The organism is Amycolatopsis sp. NPDC039088 (assembly GCF_055598845.1).
On record NZ_JBVKAE010000019.1, the window covers coordinates 146,985 to 171,177 of the forward strand.

At 67.8% G+C, this 24,193-nt stretch carries 22 protein-coding genes; 11 read left to right on the plus strand and 11 right to left on the minus strand.

Annotated elements, in window-relative coordinates; all coding sequences use genetic code 11:
• Positions 1-38: 38 nt before the first annotated feature.
• The 5 genes from ACZ7KI_RS24400 to ACZ7KI_RS24420 all read right to left on the minus strand — a co-directional run bounded on the left by ACZ7KI_RS24400 (position 39) and on the right by ACZ7KI_RS24420 (position 7,908).
• Entirely contained in the window at positions 39-509 is a 471-nt protein-coding gene (locus ACZ7KI_RS24400) for a helix-turn-helix domain-containing protein (RefSeq protein ID WP_470275403.1), read from the minus strand.
• 183 nt (positions 510-692) lie between these two features.
• Positions 693-2,321 (minus strand): LCP family protein, encoded by a 1,629-nt coding sequence (locus ACZ7KI_RS24405; protein WP_470275404.1) that lies wholly within the window; start codon positions 2,319-2,321, stop codon positions 693-695.
• A gap of 172 nt (positions 2,322-2,493) precedes the next feature.
• On the minus strand, positions 2,494-4,671 hold the full coding sequence (locus tag ACZ7KI_RS24410; RefSeq protein WP_470275405.1) for a phospholipase A2: 2,178 nt from the start codon (positions 4,669-4,671) through the stop codon (positions 2,494-2,496).
• 97 nt (positions 4,672-4,768) lie between these two features.
• Positions 4,769-6,223, minus strand: coding sequence for a GGDEF domain-containing protein (locus ACZ7KI_RS24415; RefSeq protein ID WP_470275406.1), 1,455 nt, complete (start codon positions 6,221-6,223; stop codon positions 4,769-4,771).
• A gap of 470 nt (positions 6,224-6,693) precedes the next feature.
• Positions 6,694-7,908, minus strand: a complete 1,215-nt coding sequence (locus tag ACZ7KI_RS24420; protein ID WP_470275407.1) for an MFS transporter — start codon at positions 7,906-7,908, stop codon at positions 6,694-6,696.
• Positions 7,909-8,280: 372 nt separating this feature from the next.
• Between ACZ7KI_RS24420 and ACZ7KI_RS24425 the strand changes: the two genes are divergently transcribed.
• Positions 8,281-9,174, plus strand: a complete 894-nt coding sequence (locus ACZ7KI_RS24425; protein WP_470275408.1) for an SDR family NAD(P)-dependent oxidoreductase — start codon at positions 8,281-8,283, stop codon at positions 9,172-9,174.
• 8 nt (positions 9,175-9,182) lie between these two features.
• Here the strand turns inward: ACZ7KI_RS24425 and ACZ7KI_RS24430 are convergent, their stop codons facing one another.
• The 3 genes from ACZ7KI_RS24430 to ACZ7KI_RS24440 form a co-directional block, all read right to left on the minus strand.
• Positions 9,183-9,839: a maleylpyruvate isomerase N-terminal domain-containing protein gene (locus ACZ7KI_RS24430; RefSeq protein WP_470275409.1), complete on the minus strand. Its 657-nt coding sequence runs from the start codon at positions 9,837-9,839 to the stop codon at positions 9,183-9,185.
• Between the two features lie 126 nt (positions 9,840-9,965).
• Complete coding sequence (locus ACZ7KI_RS24435; RefSeq protein ID WP_470275410.1) at positions 9,966-11,222, minus strand: HNH endonuclease signature motif containing protein; 1,257 nt, start codon at positions 11,220-11,222, stop codon at positions 9,966-9,968.
• Positions 11,223-11,468: 246 nt separating this feature from the next.
• A complete protein-coding gene (locus ACZ7KI_RS24440; RefSeq protein WP_470275411.1) occupies positions 11,469-13,334 on the minus strand; it encodes an AMP-dependent synthetase/ligase in 1,866 nt (621 codons plus the stop codon).
• A 149-nt stretch (positions 13,335-13,483) separates the two neighbouring features.
• Here ACZ7KI_RS24440 and ACZ7KI_RS24445 point away from each other — a divergent pair, with 149 nt between their 5' ends.
• The 8 genes from ACZ7KI_RS24445 to ACZ7KI_RS24480 all read left to right on the plus strand — a co-directional run bounded on the left by ACZ7KI_RS24445 (position 13,484) and on the right by ACZ7KI_RS24480 (position 20,025).
• Positions 13,484-13,639, plus strand: coding sequence for a hypothetical protein (locus tag ACZ7KI_RS24445; protein WP_470275412.1), 156 nt, complete (start codon positions 13,484-13,486; stop codon positions 13,637-13,639).
• 16 nt (positions 13,640-13,655) lie between these two features.
• Positions 13,656-14,036: a hypothetical protein gene (locus ACZ7KI_RS24450; protein ID WP_470275431.1), complete on the plus strand. Its 381-nt coding sequence runs from the start codon at positions 13,656-13,658 to the stop codon at positions 14,034-14,036.
• Positions 14,020-15,201, plus strand: a complete 1,182-nt coding sequence (locus ACZ7KI_RS24455) for a kynureninase (protein ID WP_470275430.1) — start codon at positions 14,020-14,022, stop codon at positions 15,199-15,201. Before ACZ7KI_RS24450 ends, ACZ7KI_RS24455 begins: the two co-directional genes overlap by 17 nt.
• Before the next feature lie 214 nt (positions 15,202-15,415).
• Positions 15,416-15,766, plus strand: a complete 351-nt coding sequence (locus tag ACZ7KI_RS24460) for a hypothetical protein (RefSeq protein ID WP_470275413.1) — start codon at positions 15,416-15,418, stop codon at positions 15,764-15,766.
• A gap of 371 nt (positions 15,767-16,137) precedes the next feature.
• Positions 16,138-18,660, plus strand: coding sequence for a sensor histidine kinase (locus tag ACZ7KI_RS24465; RefSeq protein WP_470275414.1), 2,523 nt, complete (start codon positions 16,138-16,140; stop codon positions 18,658-18,660).
• Positions 18,661-19,071, plus strand: a complete 411-nt coding sequence (locus ACZ7KI_RS24470) for a roadblock/LC7 domain-containing protein (protein WP_037341577.1) — start codon at positions 18,661-18,663, stop codon at positions 19,069-19,071.
• Positions 19,068-19,439, plus strand: a complete 372-nt coding sequence (locus ACZ7KI_RS24475) for a DUF742 domain-containing protein (RefSeq protein WP_061982202.1) — start codon at positions 19,068-19,070, stop codon at positions 19,437-19,439. The genes ACZ7KI_RS24470 and ACZ7KI_RS24475 overlap by 4 nt, the downstream gene beginning before the upstream one ends.
• On the plus strand, positions 19,420-20,025 hold the full coding sequence (locus ACZ7KI_RS24480; RefSeq protein ID WP_026466899.1) for a GTP-binding protein: 606 nt from the start codon (positions 19,420-19,422) through the stop codon (positions 20,023-20,025). Before ACZ7KI_RS24475 ends, ACZ7KI_RS24480 begins: the two co-directional genes overlap by 20 nt.
• A gap of 108 nt (positions 20,026-20,133) precedes the next feature.
• On the opposite strand, the gene ACZ7KI_RS24485 is transcribed toward ACZ7KI_RS24480, so the two are convergent.
• Entirely contained in the window at positions 20,134-20,559 is a 426-nt protein-coding gene (locus ACZ7KI_RS24485) for a DoxX family protein (RefSeq protein ID WP_037306795.1), read from the minus strand.
• 193 nt (positions 20,560-20,752) lie between these two features.
• Complete coding sequence (locus ACZ7KI_RS24490; protein WP_470275415.1) at positions 20,753-21,205, minus strand: DoxX family protein; 453 nt, start codon at positions 21,203-21,205, stop codon at positions 20,753-20,755.
• Between the two features lie 141 nt (positions 21,206-21,346).
• Between ACZ7KI_RS24490 and ACZ7KI_RS24495 the strand changes: the two genes are divergently transcribed.
• Positions 21,347-21,814: an NUDIX hydrolase gene (locus tag ACZ7KI_RS24495; RefSeq protein WP_470275416.1), complete on the plus strand. Its 468-nt coding sequence runs from the start codon at positions 21,347-21,349 to the stop codon at positions 21,812-21,814.
• On the opposite strand, the gene ACZ7KI_RS24500 is transcribed toward ACZ7KI_RS24495, so the two are convergent.
• Positions 21,804-22,448, minus strand: a complete 645-nt coding sequence (locus ACZ7KI_RS24500; RefSeq protein ID WP_470275417.1) for an HAD family hydrolase — start codon at positions 22,446-22,448, stop codon at positions 21,804-21,806. The genes ACZ7KI_RS24495 and ACZ7KI_RS24500 overlap by 11 nt on opposite strands.
• Before the next feature lie 146 nt (positions 22,449-22,594).
• On the opposite strand from ACZ7KI_RS24500, the gene ACZ7KI_RS24505 reads away from it, so the two are divergent.
• A complete protein-coding gene (locus ACZ7KI_RS24505; RefSeq protein ID WP_470275418.1) occupies positions 22,595-24,184 on the plus strand; it encodes a discoidin domain-containing protein in 1,590 nt (529 codons plus the stop codon).
• Positions 24,185-24,193: the final 9 nt, after the last annotated feature.

Consider the following 24,193-nt stretch of genomic DNA (forward strand, 5'->3'; position numbering starts at 1 on the left):
TGGGGGGCGAGGCCTTCACGGACCAGGGAGCGCCGCGCTCATGAGGGGTTGAGCCGGCGAAGCCTTCCGATGAGATCGACGGTGGGGATGCCGCAGAGTTCGGCCATCCGCTCCAGTGCCGAAAAGTCGAGGTGGACCTCGGCGCTCCCGGCGTCGCCCGACCGTTTCAGCCGGTCGTCCGCCCACCGTCTCAGTGGGAGCAGTTCTTCCTGGTCGTCCTTGATCACCAGGCGCAGGTCGATCCGGACCCGGCCGGGTTCGTCGACGAACACGCGACGGTGCACCTTGGCCAGCAGATCCTGTGGCAGCTCGTCCATCGCGATGCACAGTTCGACCAGCCGCACCACGGAACAGTGCCGGGTGCCCAGCTCGTAGGTGGCCAGCGTCTGGAGCGAGATCTCGCTCTGCAGATGCTGGTTCAGCTCCTTGCGTGTCCAGCCACGCTTACGACGGAGCTTGCGGAGCTCGTCTCCGAGTATCCGCTGATAGTTCTCAGCGTCGATCAGCACTCCCCATCCCCTGCCTTGCCAACCTGCTCCACCGCTCACCCCGGGTGACTGATCCGGGGCGAGCGCACTCACGTGAATGAAAGTCGGCAGGACATCCGCTCTTACGCGGTTTCGGGGGTGCTTTTCACACTGATTTTGACCCATTGGGCCAAATGGGTTAATTCTGCGCGGCCAACGAGCGCATCAGTTGACGCAGGGGACGCCTTCAGCCGTGATCGGCTTTTCGTCGGACTGCTCGGGCGGCGGGGCCGCGGCCGACGAACCCGCGACGTTCTGTGAGGAATCGGAGCCCTGCGCGCCGCTCGCCGGCTTGTAGTCCGAGCCGAGGAAGACCATGACGTGGCCGGCTTCGACGCTCTTGTCCTCCTGGACGGTCGGGTTGCCCCCGAGTTCGGCGGCGACCGCCTTGCCTGCCGCCTGCTGTCCCTTGGCGACCCAGATCACCGTTTTCTTGCGCGCGCTGGCCGTGGCCGTGTCGCCCGCGGTGAAGCCCTTGTCGACGAGCTGCTTCAGCACCGTCGCGGCCAGTCCGTCCTTGCTCGTCGAGTTGCGGACGTCGACCGTGGTCGCCTTGTTGGGCGACTCGTCCTGCGGCGGCGCCTGCTCGCCGGGCGGCGGGCCGGCGACGCCCTGGACGAAGTCCTTGACCTGTTTCGGGTCGACCTGGATCGCGACGCCGTCTTCGGGAGTCTTGTACTCGATGTTGACGATCGGGATCGTCCGGAACTCGAGCTGACCGCCGGTGAGGCCCTTCATCTGCTGCGCGAAGCCGAAGATGTCCCAGTTCTGGTTGAGCACGACCGACTTCTTGATGGCCGTGATCAGGTCGTTGAGCTTGCCGGGGTTCGCGAGCGTGCCGGCGGAGAGCACCTTCCGCGCCATCCCGGCCATGAACACCTGCTGGCGGACCACTCGGTCGAGGTCGCCGCGCGGCAGACCGTGGCGCTGCCGGACGAAGCCGAGCGCTTCGACACCGGAGATGGTGTGCGGGCCCTTGGTGAACTTCGCGCCGGAGAACTGGTCGTTGACGTCGTCGTTGAGGCAGACGTCGACCCCGCCGATGGCCTGGGTGATCTCGCTGAAGCCGAGCAGGTTGATCGCGGCGTAGTTGTCGATGGTCGAACCGGTCAGCTTCTCGACCGTCTTGATCAGCGTCTTCGCCCCGGCCTCGTTGGCCTTCTGATCGAGTTCCTTCGGGTCGGAGACGCCGTCTTCCTGCAGTTTCTTGCGTTCGCTGAGCATCGCGCGGGCATAGGCGGAGTTGATCTTGTGCTTGCCGAAGCCACCGGGGATGTCGACGTAGGAGTCACGCGGCAGAGAGATCGCGACGGCCTTGGAGCCGTCGTTCGGGATGTGCACGAAGATCAGCGAGTCGGTGTTCAGCTCGCCGTCGGCCTGCCCGGCGCGCAACTGCGCGAGGAGTTCCTTGGACAGCGGGTTGCCCTGCGCGTCCGTGCGGCTGTCGAGACCGACCAACAGGATGTCGCGTGCGCCGTCGGCGGGCTTGTCGCCCTCGTCGGAGCCGATGCCGACGTTCGCGAACGTCAGCCCGTCCATCGCGGCCCACGCGTAGCCGGTCAAGCCCATCACCAGTAGCGAGACGAGACCCAGCGCGATCTTGGGGCCGCGGAACGAGCGCCGCGGGGCGCGCCGGGGTTCGGGGCGCCGGGGCGGCGCGTCCGCCGCTTGACGGGCGGGTGCCGGGCGGGATCCACGGGGCGGGGCCGGACGGGGAGGAACGCGTCCGGGCGCGTCCTGCCTAGGCCGGGCGGGACGTCGGTCCCCATGCCCATTCCGAGGCGGGTACTCCACGCGGTCTGCTCCTTCTCTTCGTTACCGGTTGACGGTCTTCTCAAGGGACGCATGGTGCCTGTTGAGGGTTGTCGCAGGATTACACATCCCCCCGAAGATGTGGCACGCACCACCGGTTTGCGTTCAATGGTACGGAGAACGCCTGGTCAGCGCCGTGTGACTCGCGACGGACTCAGGGGAGGACGCGGCGGGCGGCGCGTGCCGGGACCAGGCTGGCGGCGGCGGCGAGCATCGCGACGACGATCGTCGCGACGGGCAGCGCGACCGCCGCGGCGCTCACCTGCTTCCCGTCGAGAGCGCCCATCAAAGGCGGCGCGCACGCGACCGCGCAGACCAGCCACGTCCCGGTCATCCGGCTCGTCCCGTTGCGCACGGTGTGCAGGAGGTAGACGCCGAGGAGCAGATTGACCAGGCTCTGCACCGGCCCGAGCCGTAACCCCAGGAGGTCGGCGTCGGCGGAGGCGCCACCGAAGCGGGCCAGTGCGAAGCCGAAGACGCCGAGCATCGCGTACGCCATCCCGACCGTCGCCGCGGCGCGGCAGAACACCGCGGCGCGCAGGCCCGGCTCGTCGACCGCCCGCTGTCGCGGGCCATGCGGTTGAGTGTTCCAGTGCCTTTCGAACCACCAGAAGACCAGTACGGCGGGGACGGCGAGCAGTGCGAGCGCGAGCAGGACCCTCGGCCTGGCCAGCCAGCTGAGGCCGTCCACGAACGGATCCGGCAGGTAGACGACGGCCACGAGCAGCAGCATCGCGGACAGGAAGCCGAGGTAGAGGCTCATCGGAGCGCGGAGGATGAGGCGGGCGGTGGCGGCGACCGCCGGACGTGCGCCGAGCCCGGCCAGTGGCCGCGCGAGGAGTCCGAGCAGCGCGAGCTGGACGAGACCGAGCAGGAGCACACCCCACGGCGCACCCGACAGCGCGGCCGGGGCGCCGGGGCCGCCGAGCAGCATCACCCCTTCGCCGCGGACGGCGATCGCGAGGCCCAGCCCGGCGGCACCGGTGAACGCCGCCGCCAGGAGGACGCCGCGCGGCGGCCGGACGCCGTCGGCGTGGGCGAACGCGAGCTGCTGGACGAACAGCGCGAGGAACAACGTCTCCGCGTAGCGCGGGATGGCCGAGCCCGACCACTGCGCCGCGGCCTCGCTCGCCAGGGTCAAGGCCAGCAGCCCGGCGACGGAGGCGGTTCGCGTCCGGCGGTACAGCGACAGCAGGGCCGGCGCGAGGACGACGGTCAGCAGGAAGACGCCGAGCAGCCAGAGCGGGTGCAGCGCGATCCGCATGACGGTGGCGTTCGTGCCCGTCGGGATCCCCAGCACCTCCAGCGCGAGCGGGACGACCAGCGCGACGACGGCGAAGATCAGCGCCGGGCGCAGCAACGGGCTCGCGCGGTCGGCGAGGTACTGCGAATAGCGGCCGCCGGTCGCGCGGATCGAGCGCCAGCCCGCTTCGTTGATCCGGCCCACCGCGAAGAAGATCAGCGGACAGAGCTGAGCGAGCCAGGTGAACGGCCACAACGACCGCTCCGGCACGCCCGTCCAATGCACGAGCGCGACCGCGGATTCGCCGAGCAGCATCAGCACGACCCCGGCGACACCGAGCAGGGCCCATCGGCCGACCGGGGTCACCGGACGCGGTTCGCGGGGGAGCGTGACGGCGGTCCGGCGGGTGCGGACCCAGCCGCGGAGACGGAACACCAGCAGCGCGCCGATCACCAGCACCCCGACGACCATCGGGCCGAGTGGATCGCCGACCGGCGGTCCCCAGCGCTGGTGCCAGGAGTTGAGCACCAGACCGGCGGTATAGAGGGAGGCGACGACCTCGCAGGTGCCGCCCGAGTCCATCGGGTTGAGCACGCAGGTGTGGTGCATGTCGGCCGAGAGCCGGTCGTCGAGCGCGGTCCTCGCCTCCTGGCCGAGCGGGTGCCCCTTCCGTTCGGCGTAGCGGAGGATGTCGTAGCCGAGGTCGTGGGCCTTGCAGGGGACGGCGTAGTCCCATTTGGTGTTGTCGTCGCCCCACGGTGCCGAGCAGCCGCCGTCGGTGTGGACGGCGCGCACGGTGCCGTCCCGCGCCGTCATCACACTGGGGGTGATCCCGCTGACCGCGGTGAAGTCGGCGGGCAGCTTCGCGATGGCGTCCTCGACCGGGCCCGGGCGCACCAGGGCGTCGACGGCGTTCTGCGCGGCGAGGATGTCGCCCGGCGGGGGCCCCTGGACCGGCGGCGAGGCAGGCCGCGACGCGATCAGGCCGAACCCGAACACCAGCACCGTGACCAGCAGCAACCAGCCGGACGTCGACCATGGCCGCCGGATCCTGGCAGGACGAGCGTCGGCGTCGGCTGTCGCTGGCATGCCGTCCAGGGTGCCATCCGCCGATCGGGGCCGACATCCGGATAACCCCCGGGTTCACCCCCCGGCGTCCCTGAGCACGGGCGGGCACCGGCCGCGTTTAGTCCTCTAAATGCGTGGTGTGGTCTCCCGAAGGAGCGGGTCGTTCCACATCCTGGGCGAACCGCACCTGGTTCCGGCCGTTCTCCTTGGCCACGTAGACGGCGGCGTCGGCGGCGTGGAGCAGTTCCTCCAAAGATTCACCGTGACGAGGGAACAGGGCCGCCCCGATCGAGGTGGTACGGCCCGAGATGGTGACGCGGCTGCCTCGTTTGTCGGTAGTCACTATATGCAGTTCGGCGATAGCGCTGCGCACTCGCTCGGCGGCGAGTTTCGCGGCTGTTTCGTCGATATCCGGCAGAAGGACCAGGAATTCCTCGCCGCCGAACCGGCCGATGACGTCGGCGGGCCGGGTGACCTCGTCCAATTTCCGCGCCACGTCGCGGAGGACGTCGTCGCCCGCGGGATGCCCATATGTGTCGTTAATCCACTTGAAGTGGTCGAGATCAATCATCAGAAGGGCAAGGTTGTCGTCCGATCGGGCAGTCCTTCCGAGTGCCCGATCGGCCGACTCCGACCATCCGCGCATGTTGAGAACACCGGTTTTCGGGTCCGTCCGCGCGTCGTTTTGCAGTTGGTCGATCTCGGCGAGGCGATTGAACACCACCGTCACCACGGCCATCACGATCACCATCGGTGGCATGATCAACAGCAGTACCGCGGTGACCGCCCCGAGGCCGATCGTGATGGCCTCCAGCAGGTTGTCCGCCGCATTGCCCAGTACGGTCGACACCGACGGCCGCTTCGGCGAGCCGAGCGTGAGGATGCCGCCGATGTAGGCGATCTGCACCGCCTCGAAGACCATTCCGGTGATGATCAGGACACCGAATTCGCCGAGGGTGCCCCAGCCGGAAATCCGTCCCCATTCATGCGGGCCGAACGCGGCGAACGTGAGCGACGCCAGTGTCACCGAAACGCCGTGGGTGACCGAGGAGAACACGAAGTTGTGCGCCGGCCGCCGGGCGATGAACCAATGCTGGATCCGGACGAGTGCGATGATGGAAAGCGTCAGTGAAAGCGGCAGGATCACCGCGGCCGGAAATGTCCATACGGCGGTGAGGTCGATGAGAACGGTATGGCTGCGGTCGCGGCGCCTTTCCTCTTGCCGCTGGGTCAGCTGAATATGTGCCGTGGCGCCGACGGCGAGAATCGCGAATCGAACCCAGTCGGTTTTTCCCGGCGCCGTCGCATTCATCGTCGCGAGGACCATGATCGCGATTCCGATCGCCTCCATGGCGAAAAGGAACGCGATGAAGCGTTTCGGCCGCTGCCACAGCGCCCACGCCCTGGGGTCGTAGGGATGACGTCGAGGCGGTTCGGCCTGGTCACCTTCCGGGCTTGTCCGCCCGCGTTCGGTCACCGGGACAGCGCTCTCGGCGGCGGCGGTCGCCGCCACATCGTCAAGGTCGCCGGCACCGTCGCCGTGCTGGCGGCGATCGCCGGTCTCGGCTGGCAATTGCTACCTCTTTTCCGCGCGGTTGGCACGGCTGAGTAATCTCACCGGTACCGACTGATACACCGTTCGTATTCCACGGCCGGTATCATCCCATCGCATCAGTTGTTCGACACCGGCAAGGGCGGCCACGGCCGTGTGCCCCTGACTCGCCTTGCCCGCGAACACGGACCGGAGGTGGCAATCGTGTCCCGTGATTTCTGATCTTGCTCGCTGAATGTTTTTCAAGACGCGGTGTGGAAGGGGTGACCGATAGTGTCCAGTCGTGACTTCTGAGCCCGGACAAGGTATTAGTTCGCAGCGAGGTGTGCCGGAGGTGAGTGACCGTGTCGAGCCGTGACTTCTGATCCAGAGCCGTTTCAGGTCGGATGATTGTTTTAGACCGAGGTGCCCCAGCAGTGTCCCGTCGAGATTTCCGAGTACGAACCCGCCGGGCGGCCGTGCCGCCCCAGGGGTCGTCCAGTGTGGATTCCTCATGACAGCAGCGGTTCCGGACTGGTTCCGTTGATGTGCCCCCAGCTGAGCGCGACCAGGACGGCCAGCAGCAGGCCGACCACGCCTGCCAGTGCGATGGCCGAGGTCGCGGCCCCGAGCCGATCGGCGGCGAGCCCGCCGAGTCCCGCCCCTATTCCCTGAGCCACCCGCAACCCCGTGCGGTACACCCCGCCCGCACCGCCCCGAAGCTCGTTCGGGACCCAGGTGATGAACGTGGCGCTCACCGTGATCAGGTACGCCCCCGCCGCACCCGCCGCCGCCAGCAGCAGCAACGCCGGAATCAGGCCGGGCTTGAGCGCGAAGGCGATCAGGGCGACCATCGGCAGTGCCGCCAGCACACCGAGCAGCTTCCGCCGTTGTTCCGCGGAGACGAACCGCGACAGCAGGAACGCGCCGATGACGAAACCCAGCGGATCGGCGGCCAGCAGCCAGCCGACGGCCTGTTTTCCCACGCCCATCTCCGCGGCGAGCGGTGCGGCCAGTCCTTCGGGGATGACGGCGAGGCCGACCAGCCACGAGAACCAGACCAGCACCCGCAGGTGACGGTTGCCGAAGACCTGCTTCACCGCGCCGAACCAGCTTCCGGTGCCGTCGGACGCGGCCGCCCGCCGGGAGACGGCGAACCGGACGACGGCCGCGCTCAGCAGGAACGTCGCCGCGTCCAGCGCCAGTGCCCAGCTCACCCCCACCTGCGACACCAGCAGACCGCCGCCCGCCAGCCCGAGCAGCATGGCGGTGTTGGTCGAGATCCCGCGGATGTCCTGGCTCTTGAGATAGAGGGCGTCGTCGGTGAACACCTCGCGGGTCAGCGCGTTCTGCGCCGCGTTGCCGGGCGCGTTCGCGAGCCGCGCGAGCACCACCAGCCCGCACAACAGGGCGAGTGGGGTGCCGGGGATCGCCATGGTCGCGAGCAGCACCCCCTGGATCAGGGAAGAGACGACGAGAACGGTGCGCCTCGGATAGCGGTCGGCCAGCTGGGAGAGGCCGAGACCGCCCGCCAGCGCGGGCAGGAAGGTCAGGGAGTAGACCACCGCCGAGAGCAGCGCGGAGCCGGTGCGGTCGTAGACGAGGATCGCCAGCGCGACGATGGTGAGCTGGTCCCCGATCAGGGACTGCACCTCGGCGAGCCAGAGTGCGCGGAACTCGCGGTTCGCCAGGGCGGCGGTCATCCGCGGCGCCGCGTTCGTCCTCACTGCGTGACCACCTCCCCCCGATCGGGTGAACTTGACTCCCTCGCATTCTTGCCTGCCCTGTTACGTGGCGGACGAGGGAGTCACTGCGGAGGGCCCGCCGAACAACGTTCAGTATGCCTCCGGCTACAGGGAGACGAACAGAAGACCGGTGAATCCTTCCCCTGTTGGGCCGATCGAGCTACGCCATCTGATGGGCGAGTGACGTCGGTCTGACTCGTGCGCGGGTATCTGCGCGCTGATCGCCCCGCACTCGCTCGGCGCAGCCGGGGCGCCGCTCGCCGCCGCCCGCGTTCCGGTTGGGCTGAATGGGCCAACACTGAGGGGAGACCGGTCTGAATGCTGAGGCCGGCCGGGTACTAAGGGGTGAGGGCCATGAACGGTTTGCTCGACGACAAGGCCGTCGTCGTGACCGGGGCGGGGCGGGGGCTCGGCGAGGCGTTCGCGGTGCACGTGGCGAGGGCGGGCGGAGCCGTCGTGGTCAACGATGTCGACGCCGAGCTGGCCGAGCGCACGGCGGAGAACATCCGCCGGTTCGGTGGCCGGGCGGTCGCCAGCGGGCACAGCGTCGCGGATCCGAAGCAGGCGCAGGAGATCGTCGACCTCTGCCTTGCCGAGTTCGGAGCCATCGACGGGCTGGTCAACAACGCCGGCCTGAACTACGAGGCGCTCCCGTGGGAGGACGACGTCGAGCAGGCCCGCGAACTGGTCGAGGTGAACGTCCTCGGCGTCATGTACACCGGCCTCGCCGCGATCAAGGCGATGGTCGCGCGTGGCACGCCGGGCTCCATCGTCAACATCTCGTCCGGCGCGTCGCTCGGCCAGCGCAAGCTCGGCGTGTACGCCGCCAGCAAGGGCGCCGTCGCCTCGCTGACCTATTCCTGGGCGCTCGACCTGGAGGAAAGCGGGATCCGCGTGAACGCGGTCTGCCCGCTCGCGCACACCCGGATGGTGTGGAAGTCCGAACGGTCACTGCGGGCGTGCCCGCCGGACCGGACGCCGTCGCGGATCGCGCCGGTGGTGCTTTTCCTGCTCGGCGCCGGATCCGAGGGGATCACCGGGCAGATGATCCGCTGCAACGGGCCGCAGCTGCACGTGATGGGGCAGCCGTACCTGAAGGAACCCATCCTCGAGCGCCCGGTGTGGGACACCGAGACCGTGCAGCGCGCCTTCGACGAGGTCTTCAGCGCGCACTTGGAGAACTACGGCCTCGAAAAACGTGTCCCGCCCCGGTTGCGCAAGTGGACGGAGTCGACCCGGACCGCCTAGGACACGGCCTAGCCGACGACGAACGGAAGCTTCGCGGCCAGGTCGCCGAGTGCGGCCTTCTCCGCGTCGGTCGGCTGCCGACGTCCGGTGCCGATCAGCAGCGCGTCCGTGTCGGAGAAGGAGCCGGGGAACTTCTCCCCGGTGCGCTGCTCCAGGATCTGCCGCGTCTTGGCGAGGCTGTCGTCGGCGGGGCCCTTGAGGTGCGGCAGGTGCGCGACGAGGTCGAGGTGGTGCAGCGTCCACTCGACGACGTACGCGGAAAGGAAGTCGCCCGCGGACAGGACGATGTCCCGGGTGGCGACCCGCATGCCCGGGTCGGCGAGGTCGGCGGCCCGGCCGGCGGCGGAACCGACGTCGTCGAGGTGGAACTTGAGTAGCCGCGGTTCTTGGTAGGCGGCCGCGAGACGGACGATCAGCGTGTCGAGTTCGTCTTCGCCGGTCGGCGGTTTGTCGGACAGCTCCCAGTAGGTGACGGCGTTGCGCGTCGGCTCGGTTTCGGCAGGGGTGGCGAGGGTGATCAGGACGTCCTGTGCGTCGATCACCAGGTGACACACCAGGTCCTGGACCAGCCACCCGGCGCAGCCGGACGGTTTGGCGAAGTCTTCGTCGGGGGTTTCGGCGACGGCGGCGAGGAGCGCCGCCCAAGAGCGGGAGAAGAGATCCACGGCGGCAAGTTAGCAGCGGGGGCGCCGTGGTGGCGACCCTTTTCGGGACGGGAGGCCTTCACAGCACCCGGCCCGCTGCTGGGAAGGCGCCGCTGGTGAAGGCATGCCCGTCCTTTCCCAGTCGGTCTATGTCCTGAGGTGCATGGTGTTGCGTCTGGGTTGGCCTGTGGGGTCGAGGTAGGTGGGTGGGGTGAATTCGGGTAGTCCGTCTTGGGCGATCTGGACTTTCCATTCGCTGTGGTGGATCAGCCGGTGATGCTTCGTGCAGAGGAGCACGAGATTGTCGATCTTCGTTTCGCCGTGGTGTCGCCAGAAGACGATGTGGTGTGCGGTGCAGCGGGGTACGGGCATGTCGCAGCCGGGGAAGGCGCAGCCGCCGTCGCGGATGGTCAACGCATACTTCTGGGCCAGTGACACTGTCCGTTTGGATCGGCCGATGTCCAGTGGTTCGCCCGCGGTGCCCAAAACGCCGGGCCGGACGCGGGCATCGCAGGCGAGGATGCGGGCGTCGGTCGCGCTGATCGGCCCGACCAGATCCAGATGCGCTTCACCGAGGTCCCGGATCAGGTCCTCATACGACATGGTGACGAGGATGTGGGTGGCTTCCCCGGCTTGGCCGGGGAGATTCCGGCTGGTGGTCTTCAGCCGGACGTAGTCGGTGAAGGCGTCGCCGTAGCGTTCGTCCTGGGTGCGGGAGTCCCGGACTCCGTCGATGGCTTTGTGGGGTTTGGCCATCGGGTCGAGGTCGGACTTCAACCGCGCATACGTTTCCAGGTCGAGTCTGGCTTTGAGGCCGAGGGTGCCGTCACGGTGCTTGACGAACCGTAACTCCGGCCGGGTGTCTTTCGGGTCCTCGTTGCGGGGTTCTTTGCCATCAGGGTCGAGCTTGTCCAAGAGGCGTCGTCCGGCGCGGGTGATCTGCCGTGGGCCAGCACCCCGGGCCAGGTCGACGAGGATTTTCTCCCCGCCCCGCACGTCCTCTTCCGAAACCGTGGACGGGATCCGGGCCAGGGTACGGATGATCGCGTCGATCTGGCCGCCGCCGATCGCACCCTCCGCCGCGGCTTCGGCCGTCAACGGCGCCAACGGCGGCTCAGGATCTCCACCGATAGATGGCCCAGGATGCAGGGCCAGAACCCGGTCCGCGCGGACTCCGGCTTCCTTGTCCGTCACATGAAAGTCCTCGAAGATCAGCGCAGCCAGAGTGGAATGACCACTGCATCCACGAACACCGCGGGAATTGATTTCCGCCAGGATCGCGTACTGCTCCGCCTCCAACTGACGCTTCAGAACCTCGATTTCCTGCTTGCGGGCATGCAGCGTCGCCGTATCGACACGCCACCACTCGGAGCGCACCGCCTCAGGACTGTTTTCGCTGGCCACGACCTCAACGATACCCGTGCTCGAACACCTGTGCTATCGCATATTCAGACTACTGTGGCACCGAAACTACGTGGAGCACCAAACTTACAAGACGCGTAGCGCGCGTAGGCACCTTCGCTACAAAGCCTTCCCGCGGATGCGCCGAGCTGGTCGCAAGAGTCGAGTACGGGGCGCGTCGCGTGCCATGAAAGGTCCTTTCCTTGCGAAATTTCGCAAGGAAAGGACCTTTCATGGCGGCCTCGGGCGTCAGGAACCGGCGGCGGGAGCGGGTTCCGGAGCGGCGGCGGCGTAGAGATCGGCGATCGCGGGCCCGTACCGGTCGTTGATGATGCGCCGCTTCAGTTTCAGTGTCGGCGTCAACTCGCCGGTTTCCGGCGTCCACGCCTTCGGGATCACGTGGTAGCGCTTGATCTGCTCGATCCGCGCCAGCCGCGAGTTCGCCGACTCGACGGCCTTCTCGATCTCCGCGAGCACCTGCGCGTTGTCGGCGAGCGATTCGCCTTCGGTGAGCTGGATGCCGTTCGCGGTCGCCCAGCCCGGTGCGATCTCGTCGTCGACGACGATCAGCGCGGTGACGTAGGGCCGGTCGTCGCCGATCGCGACGGCCTGTCCGATCAGCGGGTGTTCCTTGAGCAGGCCCTCGATTTTCGTCGGGGCGATGTTCTTGCCGCTCGAGGTGATGATCAGTTCCTTCTTGCGGTCGGTGATCGTGACGAAGCCGCGTTCGTCGATCGTGCCGATGTCGCCGGTGGCGAGCCAGCCGTCGGCGTCGACGTCCGGTTTGATGGAGCCGTCCTGCTGCAGGTAGCCGAGGAAGACGATCGCGCCGCGGACGAGGAGTTCGCCGTCTTCGGCGACCTTCACCTCGATGCCTTCCAGCGGGCGGCCGACCGAACCGGCCTTGAACGCCGACGGCGTGTTGGAGGTGACCGCGCCGGTGGTCTCGGACAGCCCCCAGACCTCCTGGATCTCGACGCCGAGCCCGGCGATGAAGTACAGGATCTCCACCGGTAGCGCGGCGGCACCGCTGGAGGCGACTTCGATCTGGTCCAGGCCGAGCATGGCCCGCACCGGCGCGAGCGCGGCGGCGTCGGCCTGCGCGATCTTCTCTGCCAGTTCCGGCGGCACCTCCTTGCTGTCACTGCGCAGTTTGTAGCCCTGCTGAAGCAGTTCGTTGGCGCCGAGCAGTGCGGCGCGTTTGTCCTCGGGCACCGAGCCGAGCAGGTTCTTCAGTCCCGCCGCCATTTTTTCCCAGACGCGCGGGACACCGAAGAAGCTCTTCGGATGCACTTGGCCGAGCGCGCCGACGACGGCGCTCGGGTCGCCGACGGTGTGCACGTGCCCGGCCCACACGATCGGCATGTAGATCGACAGTTCGCGTTCGGCGATGTGCGCGAGCGGCAGGTACGCGATGTTCGTGGCGTGCATCGGCGAATCGTGCAGCCGCTGGACCGCGACGGCCTGGTAGATGGCGTTGCGGTGGGACAGCACGACACCTTTCGGGTCGCCGGTGGTGCCGGAGGTGTAGATCATCGACAGCGGATCGTCCGGGGTGATCGCGGACCACGCCGTCTCGAACGCCGCCGGATCGGCCGCGTGTTGTTCGGCGCCCGCCGCGCGCAGGTCGGCGAAGGACAGGAACCTCTTGTCGTCCTGGGGAATCACGGACGCGTCGAGTACGACGACGTGCCGCAGCGCGGGCAGGTCGTCGAGGACCTGTGACCAGCGGCCGAGTTCGTCGGCGCCGGCGAGCACGACGACGCCGGCGGCGCTGTGCCGGGCGACGAACCCGATCTGTTCCGGGCTGAGCGTCGCGTACGCGGTACAGGGGATGGCGCCGAGATGGGCCGCGGCGAGGTCGGCGATCAGGTGCTCGGGACTGCTCGGCGCCATGATCAGCATCCGGTCGCGGGCGCCGAGACCGAGCCCGGCGAGGCCGCGTGACACCTCGGCGATGGCGGTGCGGAATTCACGCCAGTTCAGGGTCGGCTTGCCCTCGATGTCGAGTGACGTGACCGCCGGCAGTTCACCGAACTCCTCGGCGTTGCGGTGAAGCAGGGCGGGGATGGTCTGGCCTTCGATCTGCTCGGCGACGGTCGGCTGGGTGGTCAACGCTGGCCTCCTCGATGCTGCCTGATCAGGCACACTGTAAGCGCTGTCGGCAGTGGTGGATAGAGAATCGCGGCCACGGTTGCGGCCTGCGAAATGTCCACCTTTTCCGTTTTCACCGCGTCAGTTCCGAACGAAGGAGAGCATCGACCATGACCGGTTCGGCACGTGAGCTGATCGACGCGGTGCAGGCGGAACTCGCACCACACGACGACGACAACCGGCTCGTCCCGTTGGTGGGCCGGGGAAGGCGGCGCGGGAGGTCTTCGCCGCGATCGCCGAGGAGAATACCGGATCGTCCGCAGTGATTGGCGCAGCTTCCTCATGCTCGCGTCGCGCTCGCAGGAGCAGGGCGCACGGGAGTTCTTCGCGACGCTGGCCTCGGGTGAAGGGCTCGCGCTTGGCAAGTTGCCCGCGCTCGCGGAGGAATCGCCCGATTTCGAGCCACGCGCGGGATGCCAGGCGTATCCGGCGTTCGCCGCCGCGATGCGGGAGCGGTACGGCTTCGACGACGAGGCGTGCGCCTTCTTCGACTTCTTCGGCGCGCCGTCACCGGAGCTCGAGGAGCTGGCCGTCAAGGCCGTGCAGGCCGCGCTCGACGCCGGTCGACTGTCCGAAAAGGACGCTCGGACGCACACGCGGCTGTTCCAGGCCTACGAGCTGGACTTCTGGCACACCCTCGCCGACGATTACCGCCGTGACTGACTTCGTAGCCGAGGCCGCGGCGCTGGACGCGGCCGATCCCTTGGCGCCGGTACGGAACGCCTTCGACCTCGACCCGGAGATCGCCTACTTCGACGGGAACTCGCTGGGCGCGCCGCCGAAGCACGTGGCGGAGCGGGTCGCCGCGGTCGTCCGCGAGGAATGGGGCGGACGGCTGATCCGGTCCTGGTCGGAGGGCTGGTGGGAGGCGCCGGTGCGGGTCGGCGAGCGGATCGCGCCGCTGGTGGGGGCCGCGCCGGGGCAGGTCGTCGTGGCGGATTCGACGAGCGTGAACCTGTTCAAGGCGCTGGTCGCCGCGACTCGGCTCAACCCCGGCCGCGACGAGATCCTCGTCGACGCGGACACCTTCCCGACCGACGGTTACATCGCCGACGAGGTCGCCAGGCTGACCGGGCGGACGGTACGCCGGGTCGTCGCCGAGGACATGCCGTCCGAGGTGAGCGAACGGACCGCCGTCGCGTTGATCAACCACGTCGACTACGTCACCGGACGCGCCCACGACCTGCCCGCGCTGACCGAGGCGCTGCACCGCGCCGGGACGCTGGCGCTCTGGGACCTTTGCCACAGCGTCGGCGCGCTCCCGGTCGAACTGGACGCGGCGGGCGTCGACCTCGCCGTCGGCTGTACCTACAAATTCCTCAACGGTGGGCCTGGCGCGCCCGCTTTCCTCTACGTGGCAACGAAGTGGCTGGACCGGTTCGAGCAGCCGCTGGCGGGCTGGGCAGGCGATCGCGACCCGTTCGCGATGCGCGGCGCGTACGAGGCGCACGCCGGGGTCGAGCGTGGCCGGTCAGGCACTCCCGACATCCTTTCGCTGCTCGCGCTGGACGCCGCCCTCGACGTCTGGGATGGCGTGGATCGCGCTCTGCTGCGGGAGAAGGGCCTCGCGCTCGGCGACTTCTTCTTCCGGTGCGCGGACGAACTCCTCGACGGCGCGACCATCCTGACCCCGCGCGGGAACGATCGCGGTCATCAGATCTCGGTCGTAGACGACGACGCGGCCAAGACCATGGCCGCCTTGATCGAGCGCGGGGTGATCGGGGACTTCCGCCCGCCCAACGTGCTGCGGTTCGGGCTCGCGCCGCTCTACACCACCTACGGCGAGGTGCTGCGCGCCGTCACGACGCTTCGGGAGCTCCGGAGCTGAAACAGTGAATGTCATTCGGGAATCGGTGGCAAAAAGGTGATCGCATCGCCCCTCCGGGGGAGAACGGGGGATCTTTCGTGAATCCGCTGTTAATCTCGATATTCGCTCTCGCCGCGCGTGTGACGTAGATCCTTTCCCTGTGGCGTAAGGGAAACCCGCGTCGCGCGTCTTAAGGGCGAGGCGCGGGCCACGGCGCCGGGAGAAGGAGGGATTCGTGTCGCTCAACTACGTCCTCGTCGCCCTGTTCGGGATCGCTTCCGGTTTCCTGCTGAACGAATTCGGCGCGCGTTACCCCGTCGAGACAGTGCTCGTCGCGATCCTGATCTGCGGGGTGGCGACCCTGTGCTGGGCGAGTGTCCGGATGCTCCGGGACGCCTCCGGGAAGGTCGACGCACTCCTCGATGACGAGCTCGGCGAGGCGAACGAAGATCATTTCGCCGAATCGGTGGCGATAAGTGTCCGCGATTCTCGATTTCGTGGTGCGAAGGGCGTTACGACGGCGTTCCTCCGCGGTGATGTCGTTCGCAAACCGAACGGTATGTGGAGCGCTGGTCCGAAAGCGTGAGCGACGTCACGGCCAGTAGTTTTCGACGACTTTTTCACGGCGGAGCGAACGTGACGAGCGGTGACTCGATCGAGTCCGAAGAGCGTCGATCAAGCCGCTGCCTGCGGTAAACCGCCAGGTGACCTACTGGTGAGTCACTTGGCTGGTGCCCTGGTCCACGTGGTGGACTCACCAGGTCGACAACCCTCTGGTCAGGGAGTCACCGCAATACGTGACTACTCTTCGCGTCCGGACTTGACTCACCCGTTTGGGTCTCCTAGCGTCTTCGCGGGCGGAGCGGACCACGCTGTGTTGATCCGGCTATCGGATCCCGCGGGTGAAGAGATCCCCGGCGACCCGACACCAAACTGCCGGAAGGAAAACGGACCACGGTGAAGCAAATTCCACTTCGACGAGGCCGCGGCTCATCGATTCGTTCGCGCGTTCTGACGATCGCGCTCATTCCGAGTATCGCGCTGATGCTCGTCGGTCTCGCGATCGGCGGCTACCTGATCTTCGACGCGGTCAACGGCCGTGACTACGCGCAGCGGATCCGGGGCGCGGAAGCGCCAACGGTCCCGTTCTTCGTTCAGATCCAGGAGGAGCGCCGTCTGACGCTGCGCGAGCTCGCGGGCGACCGTTCGCAGCACGCCGCGCTCGTGGAGCAGCGCGCCAAGACCGACGCCGCCACCCAGAACGTCGTCAGCTATCTCCAGACCCTGGTCGGCAACTCGCCCGACAGCGTGCAGCGCAACGTCGCCACGGTGGACGGGCTCTTCCAGAAGATGCCGCAGATCCGGCAGTCGGCCGACTCCGGTCAGTTGCCGCTGCTCGACGCCTTCACCTACTACAACCAGATCGTCGACCAGTTCGTCGAAGGTCTCACCGGTTTCGCCCAGGACGCGCCGAACGCGGAGAACGCCTACCAGCGGATCACCGCGGTGCCGCTGTTCACCGCGATCGACCAGTTGCAGCGGGCGAACTCCCTCGCCGCCGCGGCCGTGGCCGGCGGCGGCTTCACCGACGAGACCTACCGCGCGTACGTCACCCAGGTCGGTTCGTACCGGTCACTGCTCGAGTCGTCCGTGACGCGGATGTCCCCGGGCGTCAAGGCGAAGTTCGACCAGCTCGTCGCGAGCGACCCGTGGAAGGCCGTCAGCACGGTCGAGAACACGTTCCTGCAGAACAGCAAGGCCACGCTGCCGGTACCGGAGCAGGTCTGGCTGCAGTCGGCCCGCGGCGTCGGTGACGCGATGATGCGCGGCTTCGTCGAGCAGAGTGGCGCGGCCACGACGGAAGCCATCGACGAGGCCGACCGGACGCTGATCACCTCGGCCATCGCCGCGGCCATCGCGCTGCTGCTGGCCATCGGCGTGTTCGTCGTCGCCCTGCGGCTGTCCAACCGGCTCATCGGCAGGCTGGCCCGGCTGCGCGAGGACACCCTCGACGTCGCCGAGATCCGCCTGCCGGAACTGGTGGACCGGGTGCGGGCGGGCGAACCCGTCGACCTCGACGACAAGGGTCACTTCCTCGACCACGGCGACGACGAGATCGGCCAGGTCGCCGAGGCCTTCAACAAGGCGCAGCAGACCGCCATCGCGGCCGCCGTCGAAGAGGCCAGGACCCGTGAAGGCACCAAGGCGGTGTTCCTCAACATCGCGCACCGCAGCCAGGTCATCGTGCACCGCCAGCTCAAGGTGCTCGACCAGGCCGAGCGCAAGCAAGAGGACCCGGAGCAGCTGGAAACGCTCTTCCAGCTGGACCACCTCTCCACCCGCGCCCGCCGCAACGCGGAGAACCTGATCATTCTCGGTGGCGGCCAGCCCGGCCGTCAGTGGCGCAAGCCGGTCACCCTCGCCGAGCTGACCCGTGGCGCCTCGGCCGAGACCGAGGACTTCGCCAGGGTCAAGACGGCGAAGATGCCCGCGATCGCGGTGCAGGGCCCGGTCGTCGGCGACCTCGTGCACCTGCTCGCCGAGCTGATCGACAACGCCACCTCGTTCTCGCCGCCGCAGTCGCGGGTCGAGCTGCGCGGCAACGTCGTCGGCAAGGGTGTCGTGATCGAGGTCGAGGACCAGGGCCTCGGCATCGAGCCGGAACAGGCCGCCGAGCTGAACGCGATGTTGGCCGATCCGCCGGACTTCGGCATCATGGCCCTGTCAGCCGAGCCACGGCTGGGCCTGTTCGTGGTCGCGCGGCTCGCCGCCCGCCACGGGATCTCCGTGCACCTGCGCGAATCCGCGTACGGCGGCACCAGGGCCATCGTGCTCGTCCGAACCGACCTGCTCGCGCCGGTCCCGTCTGATCAGCCGGAGGACGAGGTGGACCCCGAGAGCACCGAGGTGCCGGACGCCGCACCGCTGCGCCCGGGCCGTCGTGCCCGGCACCGCACCGAGCTTCCCGCGGAACGGCCGGAGCTCCCGGTGCCGATGCCGGTCGTGCCGCAGGTCCCGGTCTCGCAGTCGCCCGCGCATCAGCCGCCGGGACCCGATTCGCCGGGTGCCGCGCTGCCTCCGCTTCCCCCGCGCCCGCCTCGGGTACCCCGGCCAGAGACGCCGCGCCCCGAGCCGATCCGGCCCGAGCCCGCGCGTGCCGAGGCACGGCCGCAGCCGGTGCAGCCGCCTGCCTGGCCGCCCGCCGATTCCCGATCGCAGGACGGCCGTCCGCCGCAGAACCGGCGGCCCGGCCCCGAGGCACCCGGCAGGCCACCGCTGCCGCAGCGCCGACGTCAGACGAATCTGGTCCCCCAGCTGATGGAGGACCGGCCTGCCGCACAGCAGGAGGAGGTCCGCGAGGACACCCCCGAGCTGGCCAGGAACCGTCTCGCCGCGTTCCAGCAGGGAACCCGGCGTGCCAGGGACACCGAACCCACCGACGACTACACCGACCTCGACATGTACGGAGATCGTGACTAGATGGCCAACGCGGGAGTCAGTGAACTCGACTGGTTGCTGGATGACCTGGTCAAGCGGGTCAGCGGTGCCGACAGGGCGGTAGTCCTCTCTTCGGACGGCCTGCTCATCGGACGGTCCGGCAACCTGTCGGAGCAGGACGGCGAGCACCTGTCCGCGGTCGCGTCGGCGTTCCAGAGCCTCGCGCGGGGCACGGGACGGCACTTCGGCGGCGGCAACGTCCGCCAGACCATGGTGGAGATGGACCACGCGTTCCTCTTCGTCACCGCGGCCGGTCGCGGCGCGTGCCTCGCGCTGCTGGCCAAGGAGGACGCGGACATGGGCCTCGTCGCCTATGAGATGAACCTGATGGTCAAACGGGTCGGCGCGGTGCTCACTTCGGCGCCCCGTGCCGCGACACCCACGTCGCCATGAGCGGGCGGCACGAGTCGTGGTTCGAGGACGAGGCCGGGCCGCTGGTCCGGTCGTACGCCGTCACGGGCGGGCGCACCCGCTCGGACACGATCGGCCTCGACCTGATCACGCTGGTGGTCGCCATGCGCAGCGCGCACGAGGTCGCCGGCTTCGAGCCGGAGTACGGGCGGATCCTCACCCTTTGCCAGAGACCGACCTCGGTCGCGGAGGTCGCCGCGCGCATAGATCTGCCGTTGCCGGTGGTGAAGGTGCTGCTGAGCGACCTCATCGAACAGAACCTCGTGCTGTTCCGCACCGCGACACCGGTCACCGACACCCCCAACAAACACGTACTCCAGGCGGTTCTTGATGGCATCCGGAAACTCTGAGCCCCGGCGATCCTTGACCGCGAACGCGGTCAAGGTCCTCATCGCCGGCGGGTTCGGGGTCGGTAAGACCACGATGGTCGGTTCGGTCAGCGAGGTTCCCCCGCTGCGCACCGAGGAGGTCATCACCGCGGCGTCCGAGGGCGTCGACGACCTCACCGGTGTCGAGAAGAAGACGACCACCACGGTCGCCCTCGACTTCGGCCGGATCACCATCAACCCCGAGCTGATCCTGTACCTGTTCGGCACGCCGGGGCAGGACCGCTTCTGGTTCATGTGGGACGAGCTCGCCGAAGGTGCTCTCGGCGCCGTCGTGCTGGCCGACACGCGACGACTCGACAGTTGCTTCGCGGCCGTCGACTTCTTCGAGCGTCGTGGGCTGCCGTTCGTCGTCGCCGTGAACTGCTTCGACAACGCGTACCGCTACGGCACCGAGGAGGTCCGGCAGGCGCTCGACGTCGGCATGGATGTCCCGCTGCTGCTGTGCGACGCGCGGGAACGCGAGTCGACGAAGCAGGTGCTGACCGTGCTGATGGAGCACGTGCTCGCGCTTTCCGACCTGGCGGCGGGACTGCCTCAGGGCCGTTGACATTCATCCTACGTAAGACGCGCTGAAGAGGCCTCGAATTCGCGCCGTGAAGGACGCTTTCCTTGTAATTTTCACCGGGAAAGCGTCCTTCACGGCATTCGGGGACGGTCAGGATCGACGGCGGCGGAGCAGGGTGTCGAGCGCATAAGTGCCCGGTCCCACCACCGCGAACAGCAGGAAGATCCAGGAGTACAGCGCTGCCGTTTCCCCCTTGTTCTGCAACGGCAGCAGTGCGTCCGGCTGGTGAACGACGAAGTACGCGTAGGCCATGGTGCCCGAGAGAAGCACCGCGACCGGGCGGGTGAACAGGCCTGCCAGGATGAACAGCGAGCCGACCAGCTCGATCACCCCGGCATACCAGCCTGGCCAGGTGCCGACCGGTATGGCCGGCTTGTCGAAGAAGCCCATCTTCTGCAAACCGTGACAGAGGAACAGGAACGCGACCACTACACGGACGATGGAGAGGGTCAGGCCTTGCCACTTCGTTCTGGTCTGTCCGACCTCGGCACTCGTGGCGGCGGTTGTCTGGGTCATGACACATCCTTCCGGCTCAAGATGGTCTAAACCATTGATAGGTGTTCAGGATGACGGATGGCCCTGTCTGTACGGAACTTTCTTTCGTGGGTAATACCACGGCTCATCTGGGCCCAACAACGTTGTGCGCACACGAAAAGAGGGCCCCTTTCCTGGAGTCGTTCCAGGAAAGGGGCCCTCTTTGTTTTCTTTCTCAGCGACGGCGGCGGCGCAGCGTGTCGAGCGCGAAGGTGCCGGGGCCGATCGCGGCGATCAGCAGGAAGATCCAGCAGTAGAGGGTCGAAAGCTCGCCCATGTTCTGCAGCGGCAGCAGGCCTTCCGGTGCGTGGACGGTGAAGTAGGCGTAGGCCATGACGCCGGAGAGCAGCACGGCGACCGGCCGGGTGAACAGGCCGACGAGCACGAGCGCGGCGCCGACGACCTCGATCACGCTGCCGTACCAACCGGGCCAGGAGCCGAGTTCGACGGCGCCGCCCGCGCCGTCGACGCCACCGAAGAAGCCGAATCCCTGCAAACCGTGGCAGAGGAAGAGGAACGAGACGACGATCCGGACGGCCGACTGGATCGCGCCCTGTGCCTTGGCCGACCGGCCGGTGGCGGTGCTCGTGGTGGCGGTGGTCTCGGCGGGGGTGATGGTCTGCGTCATCGTTCTGGTCCTTCCGGGAGAGTCTGTGTGGCGGCTTCTGACAACGCGTCGGACGAGCACGACGCGATTCGACAACCCGCCGGAAAGTTTTTTCGCGAGGCGGTCACATCACCCGATCGGCGCAAGGGCACACTGGACGCCGTGGCGGGTAAGACGAGTGCCGGGATCCTGCTTTTCCGCAGGTCGGGCGAGACGACGGAAGTGCTGCTCGGGCATATGGGCGGACCGTTCTGGGCGAAGAAGGACGCGGGCGGCTGGTCGGTGCCCAAGGGCGAGTACGAGCCGGACGAGACGCCGGAGGCCGCGGCGCGGCGCGAGTTCCAGGAGGAATTGGGGCTGCCGGCGCCGGAGGGGGAGTACCTCCCGCTCGGCGAGGTGAAGCAGTCCGGCGGCAAGGTCGTCACAGTCTGGGCCGTGGAGGGCGACCTCGATCCCGCTCAGGTGGTGCCGGGCACCTTCGAGATGGAGTGGCCGCCGCGGTCGGGCCGGACGCAGGAGTTCCCGGAGGTCGACAGGGTCGCCTGGTTCGGGCTCGCCGAAGCGGAGGAGAAGCTGCTCAAGGGGCAGCGTCCGTTCCTCGCGAGGCTGGCGGAGTCGCTCAGCGGCTGAGCAACTCGCTCAGTGGCTTGTCGGCCAGCGATCCCAGGACGAGATCGGCGTGGTCGAAGTTCAGTACCGCGGTGATCGGATTCGGTACCGCGACACACCGCAGTCCGGCGGCCTTCGCCGCGGTGACGCCGTGGGGCGAGTCCTCGAACGCGATCGCTTCGGACGGTGGCAGGTCCAAGGCCGCGAGCGCGGCCAGGTAGAGGTCCGGACTCGGCTTCGCCTCGTGGAGGTCGCCGGTGAGGACGGCTTCGAACGCGTCCGCGAGGCCCAGCCGGTTCAGATGCGTGGTGACCCAGTCGCCGGTCGAGCTGGACGCGATGGCCAGCCGCAGGCCCTGCTCTTTCGCCTCGTCGAGGTAGTCCTGGACGCCGGGGCGCGGCCCCTCGGATTCCAGCAGTGCGGTCACCCGGGCGCGGACGCCGGTGCGGACCGCGACCCTGTCGAGACTCTCGTCGTTCTTCTCGAGCAGTTCGAACATCGCGACCGCGGTGTTCTGTGTGCCGATCACGGTGTGCCAGACGTCGAGGGGGAGCTCGCCACCGCGTTCGCGGAAGGTCTCCTGCCAGGCGGTGAGGACGGCCGCCTCGGTGTCGACCAGCGTTCCGTCGAAGTCGAAGATCAAGGCACCGGTCATGGGACGAGTCTATGTCTTGACTCACTGAGTGGTACGGATTACCGTACGCATTCGTTAGGAAAGTTACCAAACGAACAAGCCGTACCGCACAACGCCGCGCACCCGTCCCTCTCAACCCGCCGCCACGGATTCCCGGGGAGATCGATGTGAAGGCCAGAACCCGACTACTGCCACTAGGCGCGGCACTCATCCTGCTGCCCACCCTGCTCAGCGGAAACGCCCAAGCCGCTGATGTCCTTTTGTCCCAAGGAAAACCCGTCCTCGTCTCCTCGGTGGAGTCCTCCTCGTACGGTGGACCGCTCGCCGTCGACGGGAAGACCAGCACCCGATGGGCGAGTGCCGAAGGCGTGGACCCGCAGTTCATCCGTGTCGACCTCGGTGGCCCTTCCGCCATCAACCGGGTCAAGCTGAACTGGGAAGCGGCGTACGCCACCGCGTACCGGCTGGAAGTCTCCAACGACGGCACGGCGTGGACCTCGATCAAATCCGTCACCGGCGGCAACGGTGGAACCGACGATCTCACCGGCCTGTCCGGCCGCGGCCGGTACCTGCGCCTCGTCGGCACCAAACGGGCCACCAGTTACGGCTATTCCCTTTGGGAGATCCAGGTTTACGGTACGTCGGACTCCTCCGGCGACACGCAGGCCCCGACCGCGCCGACGAACCTCAAGGCCGGTTCGGTCACGGCGTCCACAGTGGACCTGACGTGGACCGGTTCGACGGACAACGTCGGCGTCACCGGGTACGAGGTGCTGCGCAACGGCCAGGTCGTCGGCACGACCGAAACCACGTCCTTCACCGACAGCGGGCTGAGCGCGTCGACCGCGTACACCTACACCGTCCGTGCGAAGGACGCTGCCGGCAACACCTCGGCGGCCAGCAACCAGATCCAGGCGACCACGCAGGCGGGTGGCGGTTCTTCGTTCGTCCTCGCCGCTTCCGGTGACATCGCCGAACAGTGCACGGCCTCTTCGTCTTCGTGCGTCCACCCGAAGACCGCCGCGCTGGTCGGCCAGATGAACCCGGCCGCGGTGATCACCATGGGCGACAACCAGTACGACGACGCCCACATCGAGGACTTCACGAAGTACTTCGACACGACCTGGGGCAAGTACAAGAGCATCATGCACCCGATCCCCGGCAACCACGAGACCTACGACGACACCCCGCTGGGCGCCTACAAGCAGTACTTCGGCAAGATCGCGACGCCGAACGGGAAGACCTACTACAGCTGGGAAATGGGCAACTGGCACTTCGTCGCCATCGACAGCACGGAGTTCTCGCCCGGCCTCGCCGCGAACGCGATCAGCGACGAGCAGCTGAACTGGATCAAGCAGGATCTGCAGAACAACACGAAACCCTGCGTCGCCGCGTACTACCACCACCCGCGCTACACCTCGGGTGACCACGGTGACAACAGCAAGATGGCCATCCTCTGGGAGACCATGGTCGGAAACAAGGTCGACCTCGTGCTCAACGGGCACGACCACCACTACGAACGGTTCTATCCGCAGAACGCCAGCGGAGCCAAGGATCCGAACGGTCCGGTGCAGATCATCGGCGGCGGTGGCGGGGCGAGCCTGTACCCGGTCAAGACGGAACACCCGGCCACGGCGAAGGCGATCTCGACCTACGGCGTGCTCAAGCTGAACATGTCGGACAACGCCTTCTCGACCCAGTTCATCGGTCTCGACGGCAAGACCATCGACTCGTCTCCCACCTACACCTGCCACTGATCCCCGTGA